Source organism: Bartonella sp. MU70NMGDW (assembly GCF_042194085.1).
Classification (GTDB): Bacteria; Pseudomonadota; Alphaproteobacteria; order Rhizobiales; family Rhizobiaceae; genus Bartonella; species Bartonella grahamii.
In genome coordinates this window covers 1-17,679 of sequence record NZ_JBHIMK010000020.1, presented here as the reverse complement: position 1 = coordinate 17,679, position 17,679 = coordinate 1, and the positions used below count along the sequence as shown (strand labels likewise).

Annotated in this window: 12 protein-coding genes and 1 tRNA gene; 8 read left to right on the top strand and 5 right to left on the bottom strand. The window is 37.3% G+C overall.

The window, feature by feature from the left end; genetic code table 11:
- The 3 genes from ACFIKE_RS03425 to gltX (ACFIKE_RS03415) all read right to left on the bottom strand — a co-directional run.
- Positions 1-356 (bottom strand): transporter substrate-binding domain-containing protein (locus ACFIKE_RS03425; protein ID WP_375648408.1); only part of this gene is annotated, 356 nt, incomplete at its 3' end.
- A gap of 646 nt (positions 357-1,002) precedes the next feature.
- The gene (gene gltA / locus ACFIKE_RS03420) at positions 1,003-2,298 is read right to left on the bottom strand and encodes a citrate synthase (RefSeq protein WP_375627199.1); all 1,296 of its coding nucleotides are present in this window, start codon (positions 2,296-2,298) and stop codon (positions 1,003-1,005) included.
- A gap of 262 nt (positions 2,299-2,560) precedes the next feature.
- On the bottom strand, positions 2,561-3,991 hold the full coding sequence (gene gltX / locus ACFIKE_RS03415; RefSeq protein ID WP_375648407.1) for a glutamate--tRNA ligase: 1,431 nt from the start codon (positions 3,989-3,991) through the stop codon (positions 2,561-2,563).
- Positions 3,992-4,102: 111 nt separating this feature from the next.
- Between gltX (ACFIKE_RS03415) and ACFIKE_RS03410 the strand changes: the two genes are divergently transcribed.
- The 7 genes from ACFIKE_RS03410 to gltX (ACFIKE_RS03380) all read left to right on the top strand — a co-directional run bounded on the left by ACFIKE_RS03410 (position 4,103) and on the right by gltX (ACFIKE_RS03380) (position 14,436).
- On the top strand, positions 4,103-6,361 hold the full coding sequence (locus tag ACFIKE_RS03410; RefSeq protein WP_375648406.1) for a ComEC/Rec2 family competence protein: 2,259 nt from the start codon (positions 4,103-4,105) through the stop codon (positions 6,359-6,361).
- Between the two features lie 482 nt (positions 6,362-6,843).
- A complete protein-coding gene (rpiA, locus tag ACFIKE_RS03405) occupies positions 6,844-7,548 on the top strand; it encodes a ribose-5-phosphate isomerase RpiA (protein ID WP_375626235.1) in 705 nt (234 codons plus the stop codon).
- 105 nt (positions 7,549-7,653) lie between these two features.
- Positions 7,654-8,223 (top strand): DUF2059 domain-containing protein, encoded by a 570-nt coding sequence (locus tag ACFIKE_RS03400; RefSeq protein ID WP_375648405.1) that lies wholly within the window; start codon positions 7,654-7,656, stop codon positions 8,221-8,223.
- A 204-nt stretch (positions 8,224-8,427) separates the two neighbouring features.
- Positions 8,428-9,819 (top strand): glutathione-disulfide reductase, encoded by a 1,392-nt coding sequence (gene gor, locus ACFIKE_RS03395; RefSeq protein WP_375648404.1) that lies wholly within the window; start codon positions 8,428-8,430, stop codon positions 9,817-9,819.
- Positions 9,820-9,887: 68 nt separating this feature from the next.
- A complete protein-coding gene (locus ACFIKE_RS03390) occupies positions 9,888-11,267 on the top strand; it encodes a class II 3-deoxy-7-phosphoheptulonate synthase (protein ID WP_375626230.1) in 1,380 nt (459 codons plus the stop codon).
- Between the two features lie 123 nt (positions 11,268-11,390).
- A complete protein-coding gene (locus ACFIKE_RS03385) occupies positions 11,391-13,052 on the top strand; it encodes an NAD+ synthase (RefSeq protein WP_375648403.1) in 1,662 nt (553 codons plus the stop codon).
- A gap of 10 nt (positions 13,053-13,062) precedes the next feature.
- The gene (gene gltX, locus ACFIKE_RS03380) at positions 13,063-14,436 is read left to right on the top strand and encodes a glutamate--tRNA ligase (protein ID WP_375627210.1); all 1,374 of its coding nucleotides are present in this window, start codon (positions 13,063-13,065) and stop codon (positions 14,434-14,436) included.
- A gap of 59 nt (positions 14,437-14,495) precedes the next feature.
- On the opposite strand, the gene ACFIKE_RS03375 is transcribed toward gltX (ACFIKE_RS03380), so the two are convergent.
- Complete coding sequence (locus ACFIKE_RS03375) at positions 14,496-15,899, bottom strand: DEAD/DEAH box helicase (protein WP_375648402.1); 1,404 nt, start codon at positions 15,897-15,899, stop codon at positions 14,496-14,498.
- A 145-nt stretch (positions 15,900-16,044) separates the two neighbouring features.
- Positions 16,045-16,818 (bottom strand): NAD kinase, encoded by a 774-nt coding sequence (locus tag ACFIKE_RS03370; protein WP_012755068.1) that lies wholly within the window; start codon positions 16,816-16,818, stop codon positions 16,045-16,047.
- Between the two features lie 263 nt (positions 16,819-17,081).
- On the opposite strand from ACFIKE_RS03370, the gene ACFIKE_RS03365 reads away from it, so the two are divergent.
- A tRNA-Arg gene (locus ACFIKE_RS03365) sits at positions 17,082-17,158 on the top strand.
- Positions 17,159-17,679 lie beyond the last annotated feature (521 nt).

Genomic DNA, 17,679 nt, shown 5'->3' with positions numbered 1-17,679 from the left:
CCCGAATTTTTGGTAACGATAACAGCGAGTACAGTATTGTAGTAAGGATCTGTAAAATCAATTTTTTGTAAGCGCTCTTTTGTAGGAGAAAGGGAAGAAACGATAGCATCGTATTTTTTTGCAAGAAGACCAGGAATCATCCCCTCGAAGTCTTGTGTGACAATAGTACATTCAACATTCATTTTTTTACAAAGCGCATAAGATATATCAATATCAAACCCTTGAAGTTCGTTATTTGAGTCAATATAACTAAATGGCGGATAAGAGGCATCGCTTGCAATTTTCAGCGTTTGAGAATTGGCCGATAGGGTAAACAGTGTTGCGCTTATTATAAGAGCTCCTGCTAATAATTTCATTATGTTCTCCTATTAGATAAGCTGGCAAATATGAAACCATCATGCATTTTTATAATCTGTAAGCTCTTTTGGAGCAATGTAAAAAATTTATCTGTGTTCATTTTGCTATCATTATGCTGGATATCATTATCAAAAAAATGATTTATTTTTATCAAGTATGGGAATAAAAAATACAGGAAAGAAGTACACCTCTTGTTGATTATATAATGATTTTTAATAATTTTACTTAAAAAATCAACAAGTTAGATTTAAAAGGAAAACTATTAACTTAAATACGAAGAAAATTTCAGCTCTTAACAGGACAAAATGTAAAGTATTTTTATTCTAATCTACTTGAAGAGAGATAAGAAGTTTTGGCATTTTAAAGAAGCACTTAATGTAAGCCTTTTGCAATTTTATCTGGAGAAGATAGAAAGAAAAATTCTGACATTGCTAGATTTTAATATGTAATAAGGCTTTTAAACATGAGTGAATGATAGGGAATACATTTCCATTAAAGATAATGAGGATTACAAGGTAAATTTTTATGATGATGTTATCTCTGTAGAAAGAGTTTTAAAATCACGTTTTATCAAAATTCTTAAAGGATGTTTTTTATCACTCTCAATAAAGCTTCAGTAAATTGAAGCTTTATTGATTTCTTTTTTTAATTTGCACGTTCATCTATAGGAACATAGTCACGCATAGCATAGCCTGTGTAGAGTTGTCGAGGACGACCAATTTTTTGTGCAGGGTCTTCAATCATTTCTTTCCATTGAGCCACCCACCCGACACTGCGTGCCAATGCAAAAAGAACAGTAAACATTTCAGTTGGAAAACCTAGGGCTTTTAATGTAATGCCGGAATAGAAATCAACATTGGGATAAAGCTTTTTCTCAATAAAATATTCATCACTTAAGGCAATTTTTTCAAGTTCTATTGCAATATCAAGAAGCGGGTCATCTTGAATGTTGAGTTCTTTTAAAACTTCATGACAGGTTTTTTGCATGATTTTTGCACGTGGGTCATAATTTTTATAGACACGGTGCCCAAAGCCCATAAGGCGGAAAGGATCATTTTTATCTTTTGCACGTGCAATAAATTCAGGAATTCTTTCAATAGAACCTATTTCTTGTAGCATTTTTAAACATGCTTCATTGGCACCACCATGTGCTGGTCCCCAAAGGCATGCAACACCTGCTGCAATACAGGCAAACGGATTAGCACCCGAGGATCCAGCAAGACGTACCGTAGATGTAGAAGCATTTTGTTCATGATCTGCATGAAGGATAAAGATTTGATCCATCGCCCGAGCAAGCACAGGGTTTGTTTTATATTCCTCACAAGGAACAGCAAAGCACATACGGAGGAAATTTGCAGCATAACTAAGATCATTACGTGGATAAACAAATGCTTGTCCGATACTGTATTTATAGGCCATAGCAGCAAGCGTTGGAACTTTTGAGATAAGACGAACAGAAGCAATCATTCTCTGGTGAGGATCTGTAATATCAATAGAGTCGTGATAGAACGCAGACATAGCGCCAAGGCAGGCAACCATGACGGCCATAGGATGAGAATCACGGCGGAAGCCATGGAAGAAGCGTGCAAACTGTTCGTGTACCATGGTATGCTGCATAATACATCGATCAAATTCATTTTTTTCTTGCTGTGTTGGAAGTTCACCATAAAGTAAAAGATAACAACTTTCGAGAAAGTCTCCTTTCTCAGCCAATTGATCAATAGGATAACCACGATAAAGCAATATGCCTTTATCACCGTCGATATAAGTAATTTTTGATTCACAAGAAGCTGTTGAAGTAAAACCAGGATCATAAGTAAAAATATCGGTTTTTTTGTAGAGAGAAGCAATTTCAATGACCTCAGGTCCAATCGTACCTTTACGCAAGGGAAGCTCTACTTTTCTATCATTCACAATAATATATGCGTTACTCTCAGACATTCGGTATTCCTTTCAGATCCTTCACTTCTAAAAATTAAGACTCTGCTTCATCAGAGTGGGGGATGTATAACTGAAGCTTTTCTTACTTATATTAAGGGTAGATTGCCTCCAAAAGTGAGTACATGCAATCTAAAAATATTCCCTCATTGATCATTATTACTCAATAAAAAATGTATTTCAATGATATAACATAAAAAACTCTTTTAGGGCGCGTTGAGATATCTCTATAGATCCCTATTTGAGGAAATATACTCAGTACACATCATGGGCATATTGGTGTGATAAGTTGGTCCTTGATGCGATGAAGAGCTTCATCGCGTCCTAATAAAATAAGAACATCCACAACACCTGGTGATGTTGCAGATCCTGTAAGAGCTGCGCGAAGTGGTTGGGCGATAGATCCAAATTTGAGATTCTGTGTTTGTACACAAGAGTGAAGTGTTTCATCCAGGGTTTTTGTATCCCAAGAGGGGCAAGCTTTCAGGGCAACATAAAGATCATTTAAAATGGTTCGTCCATTTTTATCTAAGAGCATTTGTGCTTTTTCATCAAGTTGTAAAGGTCGTTGCGTGAAGATGAAGGAGGCATTGTCAATCAGTTCGCACAGTGTTTTTGAACGTTCTTTCAAATACGGGATTGCTTTTAAAAATTGATCACGGCGTTGTTGATCAAGTCTTTCAATAATTTGTGCTCCCCTATCGGTTTCTGGTAGAATATTAAGAGCGGCATCAAAAAGTTCTTGATCATTACTCATGCGCATATAGTGTCCGTTGATAGAATCGAGCTTTTTGAGATCAAAACGAGCCGCACCTTTGTTAATATCCTCAATGTCAAACCAAGAAATCATATCTTTAAGCGACATCAGTTCGTCATCACCATGACTCCAACCTAAACGGACAAGGTAATTACGCAAAGCAGCAGGAAGATATCCCATTGTTCGGTAGGCATCAACACCGAGTGCACCATGTCGCTTTGATAATTTTGCACCGTTTTCACCATGGATAAGAGGAATATGTGCCATAACAGGAATGTCCCATCCCATTGCCTTAAAGATGATCATTTGTCGGGCAGCATTGGTAAGATGATCATCACCACGTATAATATGTGTGATGCCCATATCATGATCATCAACGACAACAGCATGCATATAAGTAGGCGAACCATCAGAACGCAAAATAATAAAGTCATCGAGATCTTTATTAGGAAAACGAACATCACCTTGAACACGATCATGTACAATCGTTTCTCCTTCTTCAGGGGCTTTGATGCGAATAACAGGCTTAACACCTTTAGGAGCTTCAGAACTATCACGGTCGCGCCAACGTCCATCATAACGTGGTGGGCGCCCTTCTGCACGGGCTTTTTCACGCATTTCAGCTAACTCCTCAGGTGAAGCATAGCAATAGTAAGCTTTGCCGTTTTTGACCAACTGTTCGGCGATTTGGCGGTGACGTTCAGCACGTTCAAATTGCGAAATAGGGGCGCCATCATAATTAAGCCCCATCCAGTGCAAGCCATCTATAATAGCTTTTACAGCTGCTTCTGTTGAGCGCTCTCGGTCTGTATCTTCAATTCGTAAAAGCATTTTTCCACCGGTATGTTTTGCATAAAGCCAATTAAAAAGAGCAGTACGAGCACCACCAATATGAAGGAAGCCAGTGGGTGAAGGGGCAAAACGAGTAATAACAGACACGAATATTTTCCTTTAAACTAAGATATTTCTTATGGAACTTTATAGAAAAGTCATGTTAGCATAAGTGATGGGGTGTGCAATAGCCGTATTGCGAGTTAAAGTGGGGGACTGATGTTTTATAAAAGTAAAGAGGGTTTATCCGAAAAATCTGTTACAGAAAGAAAAAAGCCATGCAAAATAGGGCAGAGTGTTTTTTCTGGATATGATGATGCAAAGAACAGCAGTTATAACCAACAAAAACTTTTTTTATTGACACTCTTAAAAGAAATAATCATTTTTTTTCGCAAATGGTTAGAAGATTGTATTAGTAAAGAAGTTTCTTTTGGTATCCTTTTTTCGCTGATTTTAGTCTTTTTTGCCCTAGGAATCATTTTGTATTTTCATTTAGAGTGGGAACCAAGTTGGGGACAATTGGGGGCGTTGGTCAGTATTTTTCTGGGAATATTCTATGTTGCACGTTTTTATCGAAAAATATGGATTCCCGTGGGATTTCTGTTTTGTATTATATTGGGTGCTTTAGCGGCAAAAATAGAAACGTGGCGTATTGCAACACCCATGTTAAGCAGTGACATTGTCACTACATTGACGGGAAGAATTGTTTCTATTGAGTCAGGCGCCAAAGGAGGATTTCGTTTAGTTTTGGATATTTTGAGTACAGAAAAGCCCATATTACGCCATAGTCTTCATCGTATTCGTTTATCGGCAAGATATTTGCCATCCGGCTTAGCGATTGGTGATGGACTGCATGGAAAAGTTAAGATTCGTGCATTCTCTGGGCCGGTGCGTCCAGGAGGCTACGATTTTAGTTTTCATAATTATTTTAAAAGAATTGGGGCACAAGGCGTTTATTTAGGAAAACCAAGAAAAATATCCGTTTCGCAGCCTGATGGAATATTTGCTATCGTTCTACAGAAAATTGAAAATTTACGCACGAAGATGACACAAAGAATCCGTATGGCCCTTGAAGGAGAAAAGGGGAGTGTTGCTGCTGCTCTCATAACAGGGCAGCGTGCTGGCATTTCAAATGAGACAAATGAAGCATTACGGACGGCTGGATTAGCCCATATTTTATCAATATCAGGTTTACATATGGCGTTGTTAAGCGGCATAGTTCTTTTGAGTATCCGTAGTTTTTTAGCATTTTTTCCAGTTTTTTCTTCCTATTATTCCAGTAAAAAATTTGCTGCTATCGTTGCGTTTATGATAACAGCTTTTTATTTGTTATTGTCGGGCTTAGCAATATCAGCGCAAAGAAGTTTTGTGATGATTGCTGTTATGTTGGTTGCTATATTGTGTAATCGCTCTGCTATAACAATGCGTAATTTTTCTATTGCAGGGTTGATAACTCTGGCGATTACACCCCATGAAATATTAGGTCCTAGCTTTCAAATGTCCTTTTCTGCGACTGCTGCTTTGATCGCTTTTTTTGATTGGTGGAGTGGAAGATCATTTTTTCGTAAAAGAAAAACAACCCCCTCTTATGTTGGAGGAGGAGTGATAAATTTTGCTTTCTTATCGATACTTTCAACATGTGCTTCTTCCCTTGTTGCAGGGAGTGCAAGTGGAATTTATGCTGCTTATCATTTTTCTAATACGGCATCTTTGAGCGTTATCAGTAATGCTTTTGCTTTGCCTGTCATCTCAATTTTCGTCATTCCTTTTGGATTAATTGCAGTTCTCGCAATGTTAGGAGGATTCGAATGGCTCCCCCTTCAAATTATGGGGTTTGGTGTTGATCTTGTGATAAAGATTGCGCTTGCGATCAAGGCTATTTCTCCTGATTTGAATCCTGGTTTTATGCCGTTATCTGCGTTGGTTTTATTGAGTATAGGCTTGGTTGGACTGACTTTTTGCAAAACACCCATCCGGCTCTTTTTTAGTTTGTTTATTTTGGCTGGTATTTCTATTTGTGTAATGCATTCACCTATACAACTGATTATAGCAGATAATATGCGTCTCGTGGGCGTTATCCATGATAAAAAATTATATATTGACCGTTACCATATTTCTAAGTTCACGACATCCATATGGAAAAAGTCATTTCGTGTGAATGAAACGATTAAACCAACAAAATATGGTCCTTCTTTGCACGGACAATTTATTTGTGATTATCATGTATGTACGTCATTATTAGAGAATGGATTAAAAGTAGTTGTTTTACAAAGAGAAACAGATCAGTGTGTAGAGGCAGATATTCTCATTCAGACATTTGTAATGCGTAATCCAACATGTTATAAGAAGGCAAAAATAATATTTACGCCTCAACAATTGTTATCACGAGGAAGCGTTATGATGACCAAAGGTGGAGATATTATTTGGTCTTCGCCAGGGTTTCATAGACCATGGAATATGCACAGACAGCATTCATAAAAAAATATAATCTATCATATTTTGCTTCACATTTGGATAATGACAAAACAAAAAATAATAGAAGACTTTTCTGATAAAATTTTGCGGTATTTAAATTAGTAAGTTTATCAAAGTCATTAAAACGGGATAATAATCTAGAGTTTTCTAGAAACAGATGATTTTTATATCTAATCATTTTAAATTTTTCAAAAAAAATTAAGATGCACATCTTTGTGCATCCTATTGATAGCACAAGATAAATCAAACATTCTTATTGAATGAGAAAAATGCTAACAAATTTTCTCAAAGAAATAAAAAAGATAATTGTTGATTATTCTATTTTATTCTTATCATATATTTCTATAACGAGTAACATCTCTTCAAGCAAAAGATGATGGTAAATTTAAATAGATTGCGTCAAGAGGTTATCTTTTATTATCATTATTATCGGTGGTAATAGGGATGGTAAATGTTGCTTATACGGATAAAAGGCAAAGTCATTCATGGATGTTCAGCAGTTAAAAAAAATGGCAGCTATTAAAGCGCTTGAATTTATTGAAGATGATATGCGGCTTGGTATTGGATCTGGTTCGACAGTCAATGAATTTATTCGTCTTCTTGGTGAGCGTGTTGCGGATGGTTTGCGAGTGACTGGTGTTGCTACTTCACGATATTCTGAACAACTCTGTCGTAAGTTTGGAGTGCCTGTTAGCACTTTAGAACAAATACCTGAATTGGATCTTGATATTGACGGAGCAGATGAAATTGGTCCTGAGATGATGCTCATTAAAGGTGGAGGGGGGGCATTGTTGTATGAAAAAATTGTAGCATCGGCATCTCGTGCAATGCTTGTCATTGCTGATGAAACAAAGGTGGTAAAACGACTTGGTGCTTTTGCACTACCAATTGAAGTTAATCCATTTGGTATCCATACAACATGCAGAGCCATCGAAAAAGTCGCTGATGATTTAGGGCTTTCTGGAGAAATTGCATTGCGAATGAATGGAAAAAATCCTTTTGAAACAGATGGTGGTCATTTTATTCTTGATGCATTTTGGGGCTGCATTTTGCAACCAAAACCATTATCGGACGCACTTCTTTCCATTCCTGGTGTTGTTGAGCATGGCCTTTTTTTGGGATTGGCTTCACGTGCAATTGTAGCTATGGCTGATGGTCAAACAAAAATTTTAGAATCTTTTGATTTTTAGAGAAGACAGTTTCATGACGATATGTTAGCACAGTAAAAAAAGATCTTAAAGATTTTAGATAGAAAACGAATTAAAATTATAATTAGCGATCGGGGTAATCATTAAATGAGAATAATATTTTCTTTTCAGCGTTTTGTCGTATATTTTGGTGCAATTGCTATTTTTATTGTGAATATTGGAATGGCTTATGCACAAGGTGTGAGCGATCAACATTTAGCTTCAGCTAGAAAGGCTATAAGTGCCATTCACGCAACGGATCAGTTTGATAGTTTTTTACCAAATGCGGTAGACGATCTTAAAACTGCACTGATGAGGGATGATCCAAATTTGGCAGAGGCAATTTCTGATATTGTTGATAAGCAGGCGCTTGCTTTAATTAAAAGGCGCTCTGATCTAGAAAAAGAGATTGCTCATGTATATGCAAAATATTTTACTCAAAAAGAGCTTGATGCAATAACAGCATTCTACAGTTCTGATACCGGTAAAAAGTTTTTGACAGAAGTTCCCAATATCGCACGTGATTCTTATTCAGCATTTGATGTATGGCGTTCTGCGCTTATGCGGGATCTTGTAGAAAATGTGAAAAAAGAGATGTCTGAAATACTTAATTTGAATAATTCTACTATGCCTACAAATATACCTATAAAATCAGAGTCTTCAGAAAATAAAAAATAGCTTGATTAATATCATGACAACCACTGGGCAATTTCTGATTTTTTAAATAGCGGCGGTTTTCCCGCCGTTTTTAATATTTTAATGAGAGTAGGTCTTTTTAGAATACGGCTTTATAAAAAATGCTTCTTCAAAAGAAAAAAAGACTTTCATTTGATAATAAATGATCTTAGCCTATTCTTGCAGATACATAAGAAGGAATAATTCGTGGGCTCTTTTGACTTTGATTTATTTGTTATTGGAAGTGGTTCTGGTGGAGTGCGTGCAGCACGGCTTGCTGGAGGACTCGGTAAGCGTGTTGCTATAGCAGAGGAATATCGGATAGGGGGCACTTGTGTTATTCGTGGTTGTGTTCCCAAAAAACTTTATGTTTATGCATCACAATATGTAAAAGAATTTAAGAAAAGTATTGGTTTTGGGTGGGAATATGCGGATCCAATTTTTAGTTGGGAAAAGTTGGTTGCGGCTAAAAATAAAGAAATATCAAGGTTAGAAGGGCTGTATCGTAAGGGATTAGAGAATAACAATGTGCATATTTATGAAAGTCGTGCTACTTTTGTAGATGATCACACATTAGAGCTTTCTGCCACGGGTGAGCGGGTAAGTGCAGAAAAAATTTTGATTGCAACAGGGGCAAAAGTTGCACCAAATACTTTCATAGAAGGCGGTGGATTTTGCCTCACTTCTAATGAGATTTTTGACCTTGATCAACTCCCAAAATCAATAGTCATTGTTGGTGGAGGGTATATTGGTGTTGAATTTACTAATATTTTTCATGAATTAGGTGTAAAAACAACGCTGCTCCATCGTGGTGATTTAATCCTTCGTGGTTTTGATCATGATTTGCGGCAATTGCTTAATGATGCAATGATTGAAAAAGGGATTTCTATTCTCTATGGCGTAACAATTTCTAAAGTGCAGGCTGCAGAAAATTGTTATGAAGTTATTTTATCAAATGGGCAAACGATTAGTGCTGATCAGATTATGTTGGCTACGGGGCGTGTACCAAATACAACGGGTTTAAGACTTGAGCGGGCAGGTGTTCAAGTGGATGAATTTGGTGCAGTTGTTGTTGATGAAAGAATGACAACAAATATACCCCATATTTGGGCTGTTGGTGATGTAACAGGCCATATTCAATTAACACCTGTAGCGATTCATGATGCAATGTGTTTCGTGAAGACTGCGTTTGAGAATATTCCCACGACACCTGATTATGATTTAATTACGACGGCAGTTTTTTCTCAGCCAGAGATTGGAACAGTTGGTCTTTCAGAAGAAGATGCGGTACGTTGTTATAAGCGTCTTGAAATTTATCGTACAGTTTTTCGTCCTATGCGTAATGTTCTTTCTGGGAGTTCAGAGAAAATGCTTATGAAACTCATTGTTGATGGTGAAAGCCGTATTGTTGTGGGTGCTCATATTTTAGGGGAAAACGCTGGTGAGATGGCACAGCTTATAGGGATAGCTCTCAAAGGAAAGCTGACGAAGGATATCTTTGATGAAACGATGGCCGTGCATCCAACGATGGCAGAAGAATTGGTAACGATGTATAAACCAAGTTATATATATGAAAATGGGAAGAAAATAGAAAGTTAAACAGCATATATTGCGGTAAAAAGCTTTTGATATGCCAATCTTTAAGATTAATCTTTAGCGAGAGTGTAATGATAAAAGAATGGGCACCTGACTCCTGGAGAACAAGGCCAATTAAACAAGTTCCGACTTATCCGGATAAGTCTATGTTAGAAGATGTTGAACGAAAACTGAGAAGCTATCCTCCTTTAGTTTTTGCCGGTGAAGCACGTGATTTAAAAAATGAATTAGCAGCCGTTGCAAAAGGACAAGCTTTTTTATTGCAAGGTGGTGATTGTGCCGAAAGCTTTGCAGAACATGAAGCTGATAATATCCGTGATTTTTTTCGTGTATTTTTGCAAATGGCGATTGTTTTAACCTTTGGTAGTTCTAAACCAGTTGTTAAAATTGGTCGTATTGCTGGTCAATTTGCAAAGCCTCGCTCTTCTGATATCGAAAGCAAAGAGGGAGTTGAATTTCCTGCTTATCGTGGGGATATTATTAATGGCATTGAATTTGAAGCCGGTTCTCGTATTCCAGATCCGCAACGGATGTCTATGGCTTATCGCCAATCTGCGGCAACACTTAATCTATTGCGTGCTTTTTCACAAGGTGGCTATGCTAATTTAGAAAATGTTCACACATGGATGTTGAGTTTTGTTTCTAACAGTCCGCAGGGGGAACGTTATGAATTATTGGCAGAGCGTATTTCTGAATCAATTGATTTTATGCGTTCTATAGGGATTACATCCAAAACACATTCTTCATTGCGTGAAACATCTTTTTATACCAGTCATGAAGCACTGTTGCTTGGTTATGAAGAGGCTTTGACTCGGATTGATTCAACTTCAGGAAATTGGTATGCAACATCCGGTCATATGTTATGGATTGGTGACCGTACACGTCAGATTGACCATGCTCACGTTGAATATTGTCGCGGCATTAAAAATCCTATAGGATTAAAATGTGGTCCTTCCATTGAACCTGATGAGCTTTTAAAATTAATTGATATTTTAAATCCTGAAAACGAACTGGGGCGGCTTACTCTCATTACGCGCTTTGGTTATGATAAAGTTGAAAGTTATCTGCCTAAACTCATCCGTGCCGTTGAACGTGAGAAGCGTGCGGTTATATGGTCATGTGATCCAATGCATGGCAATACAATTACTGCCAATGGTTATAAGACGCGTCCCTTTGATTATGTTTTAAAAGAAGTAGAGAATTTTTTTGCAGTGCATCGTGGAGAGGGAACTTATCCAGGAGGTATTCATATTGAGATGACAGGTCGTGATGTTACTGAATGTACAGGAGGGGCGCATGCTATTTCTGTAGACGATTTATCTGATCGTTATCATACGCAATGTGATCCACGGTTAAATGCAGATCAAGCGTTAGAATTGGCTTTTCTTGTTGCTGAACTCCTTAAAAAAAATCGTGCGAATGATTCGTTAGGAATTGCTGCTGGTGGGTAGGAAAAATTTGCCTAATATACTTTTAGGTCATTATGGCAGAAGAGAATTTTTAAAAAAGTGATATTTCCTGATGATGAAGAATAAAGTTGTGGTTGCTAAACTGATGAAATGATACAAAGGCTTATGAAAAATGATTTTCGGGTATCAATTGCCCAATTAAATCCTATTGTTGGTGATATTGAGGGGAATTTTTCTTTAGCTGCCATGGCACATCAAAAGGCCAAAGAAGAGGGGGCTGATCTTGTTTTATTCACGGAACTTTTTATAAGCGCTTATCCGCCGGAAGATCTTGTTCTAAAACCTGCTTTTACAAAAACATGTGAAGAGACTGTTAAGAAATTAGCAAAGATAACCGTAGGTGGACCAGGAATTGTCGTTGGTCTTCCATTAAGACGCAATGGCAATATTTACAACGGTGTCATGCTTCTTGATGAAGGGCGAGTCATTGCCGAAAATTTGAAGTTTGATCTACCTAATTATGCTGAATTTGATGAAAAGCGTTTATTTTCTTCAGGCCCACGACCTGAGCCTCTTATCTATCGTGGGGTAGGACTAGGAATAGTGATTTGTGAAGATATTTGGAATGATTCTTCACTTTGTGCGGAGCTTGGTAATAAAGGAGCGGAAATTATTCTTGTCCTTAACGGATCTCCCTACTATCGTAATAAAACCTTAAAACGTATAGATGTTGTTCATACGCAAGCTCTACGATCTGGGGTACCAATTATTTATGCTAATCAAGTTGGTGGTCAAGATGAGCTCGTTTTTGATGGCGGGTCTTTTGCCTTGAATGGAGAAGGAAAAAAGATATTTCAAATGAAGCACTTTGATAGCCATATTGCTTTGAGCCATTGGCAAAAAATAACGACGGGATGGCACTGTATTTCAGGTCCTAATGAAAGTCTTCTCAATGGATTAGCGGCCGATTATCAAGCTTGTGTTTTAGGGTTGAGAGATTACGTTAATAAAAATCGCTTTAAGGATGTTATTCTTGGTCTTTCAGGAGGAATTGATTCAGCCCTGTGTACGGCAATGGCGGTGGATGCTCTTGGCTCTGAGAGAGTTCGCACCATTATGATGCCCTATCATTATACTTCACAAGAATCGTTAAAAGATGCTAAAGAGTGTGCACAACTTCTAGGATGTCATTATGAAATAATACCGATTGAGCAACCTGTTGAAGCTTTTTTGAACGCAATGGCGCCAGTTTTTTTAGGGTTGCCGTCTGATGTGACAGAAGAAAATCTTCAAAGCCGTGTACGTGGGACTATTTTAATGGCACTTTCCAATAAATTTGGCTCAATGGTAGTGACAACAGGCAATAAGTCGGAAATGGCTGTGGGATATGCAACACTGTATGGTGATATGAATGGCGGGTTTAATCCTATTAAGGATATTTATAAAATGCAGGTTTATGCATTAGCTGAGTGGCGCAATAAAAATCACTTGCACAATTTGAAAGGACCAGAAGGAATTGTCATTCCATCCAATATTATAGAAAAAACGCCTTCTGCAGAGCTGCGGGAAAATCAAAAAGATGAAGATTCTCTTCCGCCTTATCCTATTCTAGATGATATCTTGCAATCTCTTATAGAAAATGACATGAGTATTTGTGATATTATTAAACGTGGGTATTCACGGGAAACTGTTGAGAAAGTTGAACAGCTTCTTTATGGTGCCGAATATAAAAGACGACAATCTGCACCCGGTGTAAAAATCAGTTACAAGAATTTCGGACGCGATCGTCGCTATCCCATAGTCAATCATTTTCGCGATAAAAATTGAGTATTATTTTATGGTTAAAGTTCGTTTTGCTCCCTCTCCAACAGGTTATATTCATATTGGCAATATCCGTATTGCGCTTTTCAATTGGCTTTATGCGCAAGCGCATAAAGGAGCATTTATCTTGCGCTATGATGATACAGATGTTGAACGTTCTAAACAAGAATATATCGATGCTATTGCTGTTGACCTTGAATGGCTTGGTATTCAACCAGATTCAATTTATTACCAATCTAAGCGATTTAATCGATATGATGAAGTTGCGGAAATTCTCAAACAACGCGGGCTTCTTTATCCCTGTTATGAGACTGCAGAAGAATTAGAGCGACGTCGTAAAATCCAGCTTTCACGCAAATTGCCTCCTATTTATAACCGTGCAGCATTAAAATTGACAGCAGAAGAGAAAAAAAACTTTGAATCTCAAGGTCGTAAACCCCATTGGCGTTTTCTTCTTCCTAATTTTGAAAGTGATCCTTTACAAACAAAGCGAACAGAAGTTTGCTGGAATGATGCAATAAAGGGAAAGCAGACGATTGATTTGGCTTCTCTTTCAGATCCTGTTCTTATTCGTGAAGATGGAAGCTATCTTTATACATTGCCCTCTATTGTTGATGATGTAGATATGGCTATTACGCATATTATTCGTGGGGATGATCATATTACAAATACAGGCGCTCAAATTGCTATTTTTAAAGCTCTTAATGCAGAATTACCGGTTTTTGCTCATACCAATTTATTGGCGACAGTTTTAGGAAAAGGATTTTCAAAACGTAATAATGATCTTTCTATTCGTTCTCTAAGGGAAGAAGGATTTGAATCTATAGCTGTTCAATGCCTTGCCGTTTTGATTGGGACATCGCAAAATGTGCATCCCTATCCTAATCAAGCAGCGCTTTTAGAGCATTTTAATCTCCAAGATACGTCAAGATCCGTTGCAAAATTTGATATTGCTGATCTTCTTGCTTTGAATAGTCATCTTGTCCATGAGTTAACCTATGAAGAAGTAAAAATGCGCCTTAAAAAACTTTCTATTGAGGGAGATAAGGCGGAATATTTCTGGAACGCGATAAGAAACAATATTAATAAAGTCAATGATGCTGTTTTGTGGTGGAAAATCATTCATGATGAACAGAATTTTGATACAGTGGCACTAGAGGATCGTGTATTTGTGCGTCAATCACTCGATTTCTTACCTGAAGGTGCTTTGAATGAGGAAAGTTGGAAAATTTGGACAACAGCATTAAAAGAAAAAACAGGTCGAAAAGGAAAAGCTTTATTTATGCCATTACGTCAAGCACTTACAGGCATGGATCATGGACCTGAAATGGGAAAAATTTTGCAGCTTTTAGGGCGTGAAAAGGTAGCAGAAAGACTCTCTAGGAAATAAGAGCGGCTTTTTTTTAAGCATTTCGTTCATTTCACTCTTAAAGAGAGTAAAGAGCGAATTTATTTACACGTTTTTATAAGCATGAAAGCAGGAATATCATCACCAAATCCAAGGGGCGTGTAATTCTTATTTTTTCGTGGGCGTTGTTGCTCAGATGGCTTCTCTTTATCATTTGCATTTTTGATACATTCTGTTTCATTCTCTTCTACAGATTTTTTAGTGTGAGCAACAGGCTCTTTTGGAGCAGTTTTCTTTGGTGATTTTGAAGATTTTTTCTTTACAACAATACCTTCTGTTTGATCATCGGCTATTAAAGTTGAGAGATCTCCATTGAGCCATTCAATTTTTTCATTACTCATTTCCTCAATGGCATTGATATATTTTTGATCAGCTTTTGTGACAATTGTAAAAGCTTTTCCGCTACGATTTGCACGCCCTGTACGACCAATTCGATGAATATAGTCTTCAGCATGTGTGGGAACGTCATAATTGAAGACATGGCTTACGGCGGGGATATCAAGTCCACGGGCGGCAACATCAGATGCAACAAGAAGTGTGAGCTTATTGTCTTTAAAATCAGCTAATGTGCTCATGCGTGAGTATTGGTCCATATCTCCATGAAGCGCACCTACACTAAAATTATGTCTGATGAGAGATCTAAAAAGTTCAGAGATATCTCTTTTCCGATTACAGAAAATAATAGCGTTTTGAAGTTCTGCACCTTCATTATGAATAAGTTCTCGCAAAACAGCTCTTTTATCCCATGACTTACTTCCCGATTTGACGAGCCGCTGTGTAATTGTGGTTGCGGTTGAGGATGCTTTTGTAACTTCAACAGAAACAGGAGAATGTAAAAATTGCTTTGTTATTTTTGCAATTTCTGGCGCCATTGTTGCAGAAAAGAACAAAGTTTGACGTGTAAAAGGAGTTAGCTTACAGATGCGTTCAATATCAGGAATAAAGCCCATATCCAACATGCGATCAGCTTCATCAATAACAAGGATTTCAACGCCCATCAGGAGCAGTTTACCGCGCTCGCAATGATCGAGAAGGCGCCCTGGTGTTGCTATAAGAACATCAGCTCCCCGTTCAAGTTTGCGATCTTGGAGTTCAAAAGAAACTCCACCAATCAAAAGAGCAACATTTAAACGATGATTTATTCCGTATTTGTCGAAATTTTCTTCAACTTGAGCTGCAATTTCCCGTGTTGGTTCTAAGATGAGCGTACGGGGCATTCGTGCTCTTGCACGACCTTTTTCAAGGAGAGTGAGCATAGGCAATACGAAAGAAGCGGTTTTACCTGTTCCCGTTTGGGCGATTCCTAAAACGTCTTTTCTTTGAAGGACATGTGGAATTGTTTCACTTTGAATAGGTGTTGGAGCTGTATATCCCGCTGATTCCACCGCATTAATAACTTTTGCGGAAAGACCTAAATCAGCAAAACTGTTTAAAGATGGTATCATTTTTTTATCAATTGCTCTGTGATTTTAACTGCGCTATCTAAATGATAATTATAACCAATATTCTATACTCTTAAGAGTGTTAAGATGTTTTCACAAAAAAACTAACTATAACAATCATATACACATAAAACGCATAATACAATCATTAATAGCGAAATTGTTCTGATAAAATGCGCTCATCCCATGAATGATTTGAGTCAAAAAGGATTGAAGCTGTTACTTCTGTTGCCATTGAAATAGTAACTGAATGGACAGATTTAACTTCAATATTATCTGCAGCAGCGTTGACAGGGCGTTTGTCAGGTTCAAGCATATCAAAGCGCACTATTACTGTATTGGGAAGCAAAGCTCCATGCCAACGCCGAGGGCGAAAAGGGCTAACGGGAGTGAGGGCCATAAGAGGGGCCATAAGAGGTAAGATAGGTCCTTGCGCTGATAAATTATAGGCGGTCGATCCAGCTGGTGTAGCGACGAGGACACCATCACAACTTAATTGTTCCATGCGTACGTTGTTATCAATGGTGATGCGAATTTTTGCGGCTTGATAAGATTGCCGAAAGAGGGATACTTCATTAATTGCAAGCGCCTCGATAGAATCTTGACATTCAGATTTTGCAATCATGCGCAGGGGATGAATTTCTTTTTTATGTGCGACAGCAATACGATTGGGCAATTTTTTTTCATGAAATTCATTCATAAGAAATCCTACAGAACCTTGATTCATGCCATAAATAGGTTTGCCTGTGTTCATGACGTCTCGTACGGTTTGTAACATTGTCCCATCACCACCGATTGCAACAACAATATCAGTTTCTTCCAGAGAAGAATGACCATAAACGGAAATTAATTTATGGGTAGCTTTGATAGCGTCCTCAGTTTCTGCGGAAATAAAATGAAAGCGACTTGGTAATGTAGTCATTAAAAAATTATCCTGATATTTATAATGTATGTTGTAACTTATTTTTGAGAGTTTTGAAGTTGTAACAAAAGCTCTTTTTATAATAAAAAGAGCATTGAATAAAGAGAAGTTATTTCAAGGTAAAGTATCATTGAAAAGTAAGAGGAGTGCGTTGTTAGATAAGTTACAAACAAGTAATTTTTTTATTAGAATGATAATTTAGCATTGAAGCTAAGAGTATGATTAGTTAAAAGACCATAACTGATTTTAATAATCAGTTTGAAGCACCCGTAGCTCAGCTGGATAGAGCGCTGCCCTCCGAAGGCAGAGGTCACAGATTCGAATTCTGTCGGGTGCACCAAATTCTTCAACTGCATATCATTCTAAATAACAATATTACCAAAAAAGAAGCCAATTTCCTCTTTCATGAAAATGGTCCATTTGAGTTATTTATTAAGTTTTATAGCGAAGAAGAAAATGATTTTAAGAGAAGTAAGATTTACGGTTGTGTACATAACTTCTCGGTTAGTCATTTTGAATATCGAGATAAAAAAGCAAGATTATCTAAATATGCTTTCAATTTAACTATAAAACATTTATAACATAAAAATACATAATTAATTCAATATGTTATTGTATAATTGATCTGGCATTTTTGACAGTAGATCGCTAAATATGTTGTTTTGAGCATTAAAATAGATAGCTAAATTTGCTTTTATTCTATTTTTCGAGCTAAAGGCTTTTATGGTGAGATGGAACGCGGATGAGGAATATCACCAGTTAAAGGAATAATAATGGGGATAAAAATAATCGTCAAAATTTGAATTGTTTCAAAACGCTGTATTCGGTATGGTTATTATGGTTTTGAGAATGGGTATCGGG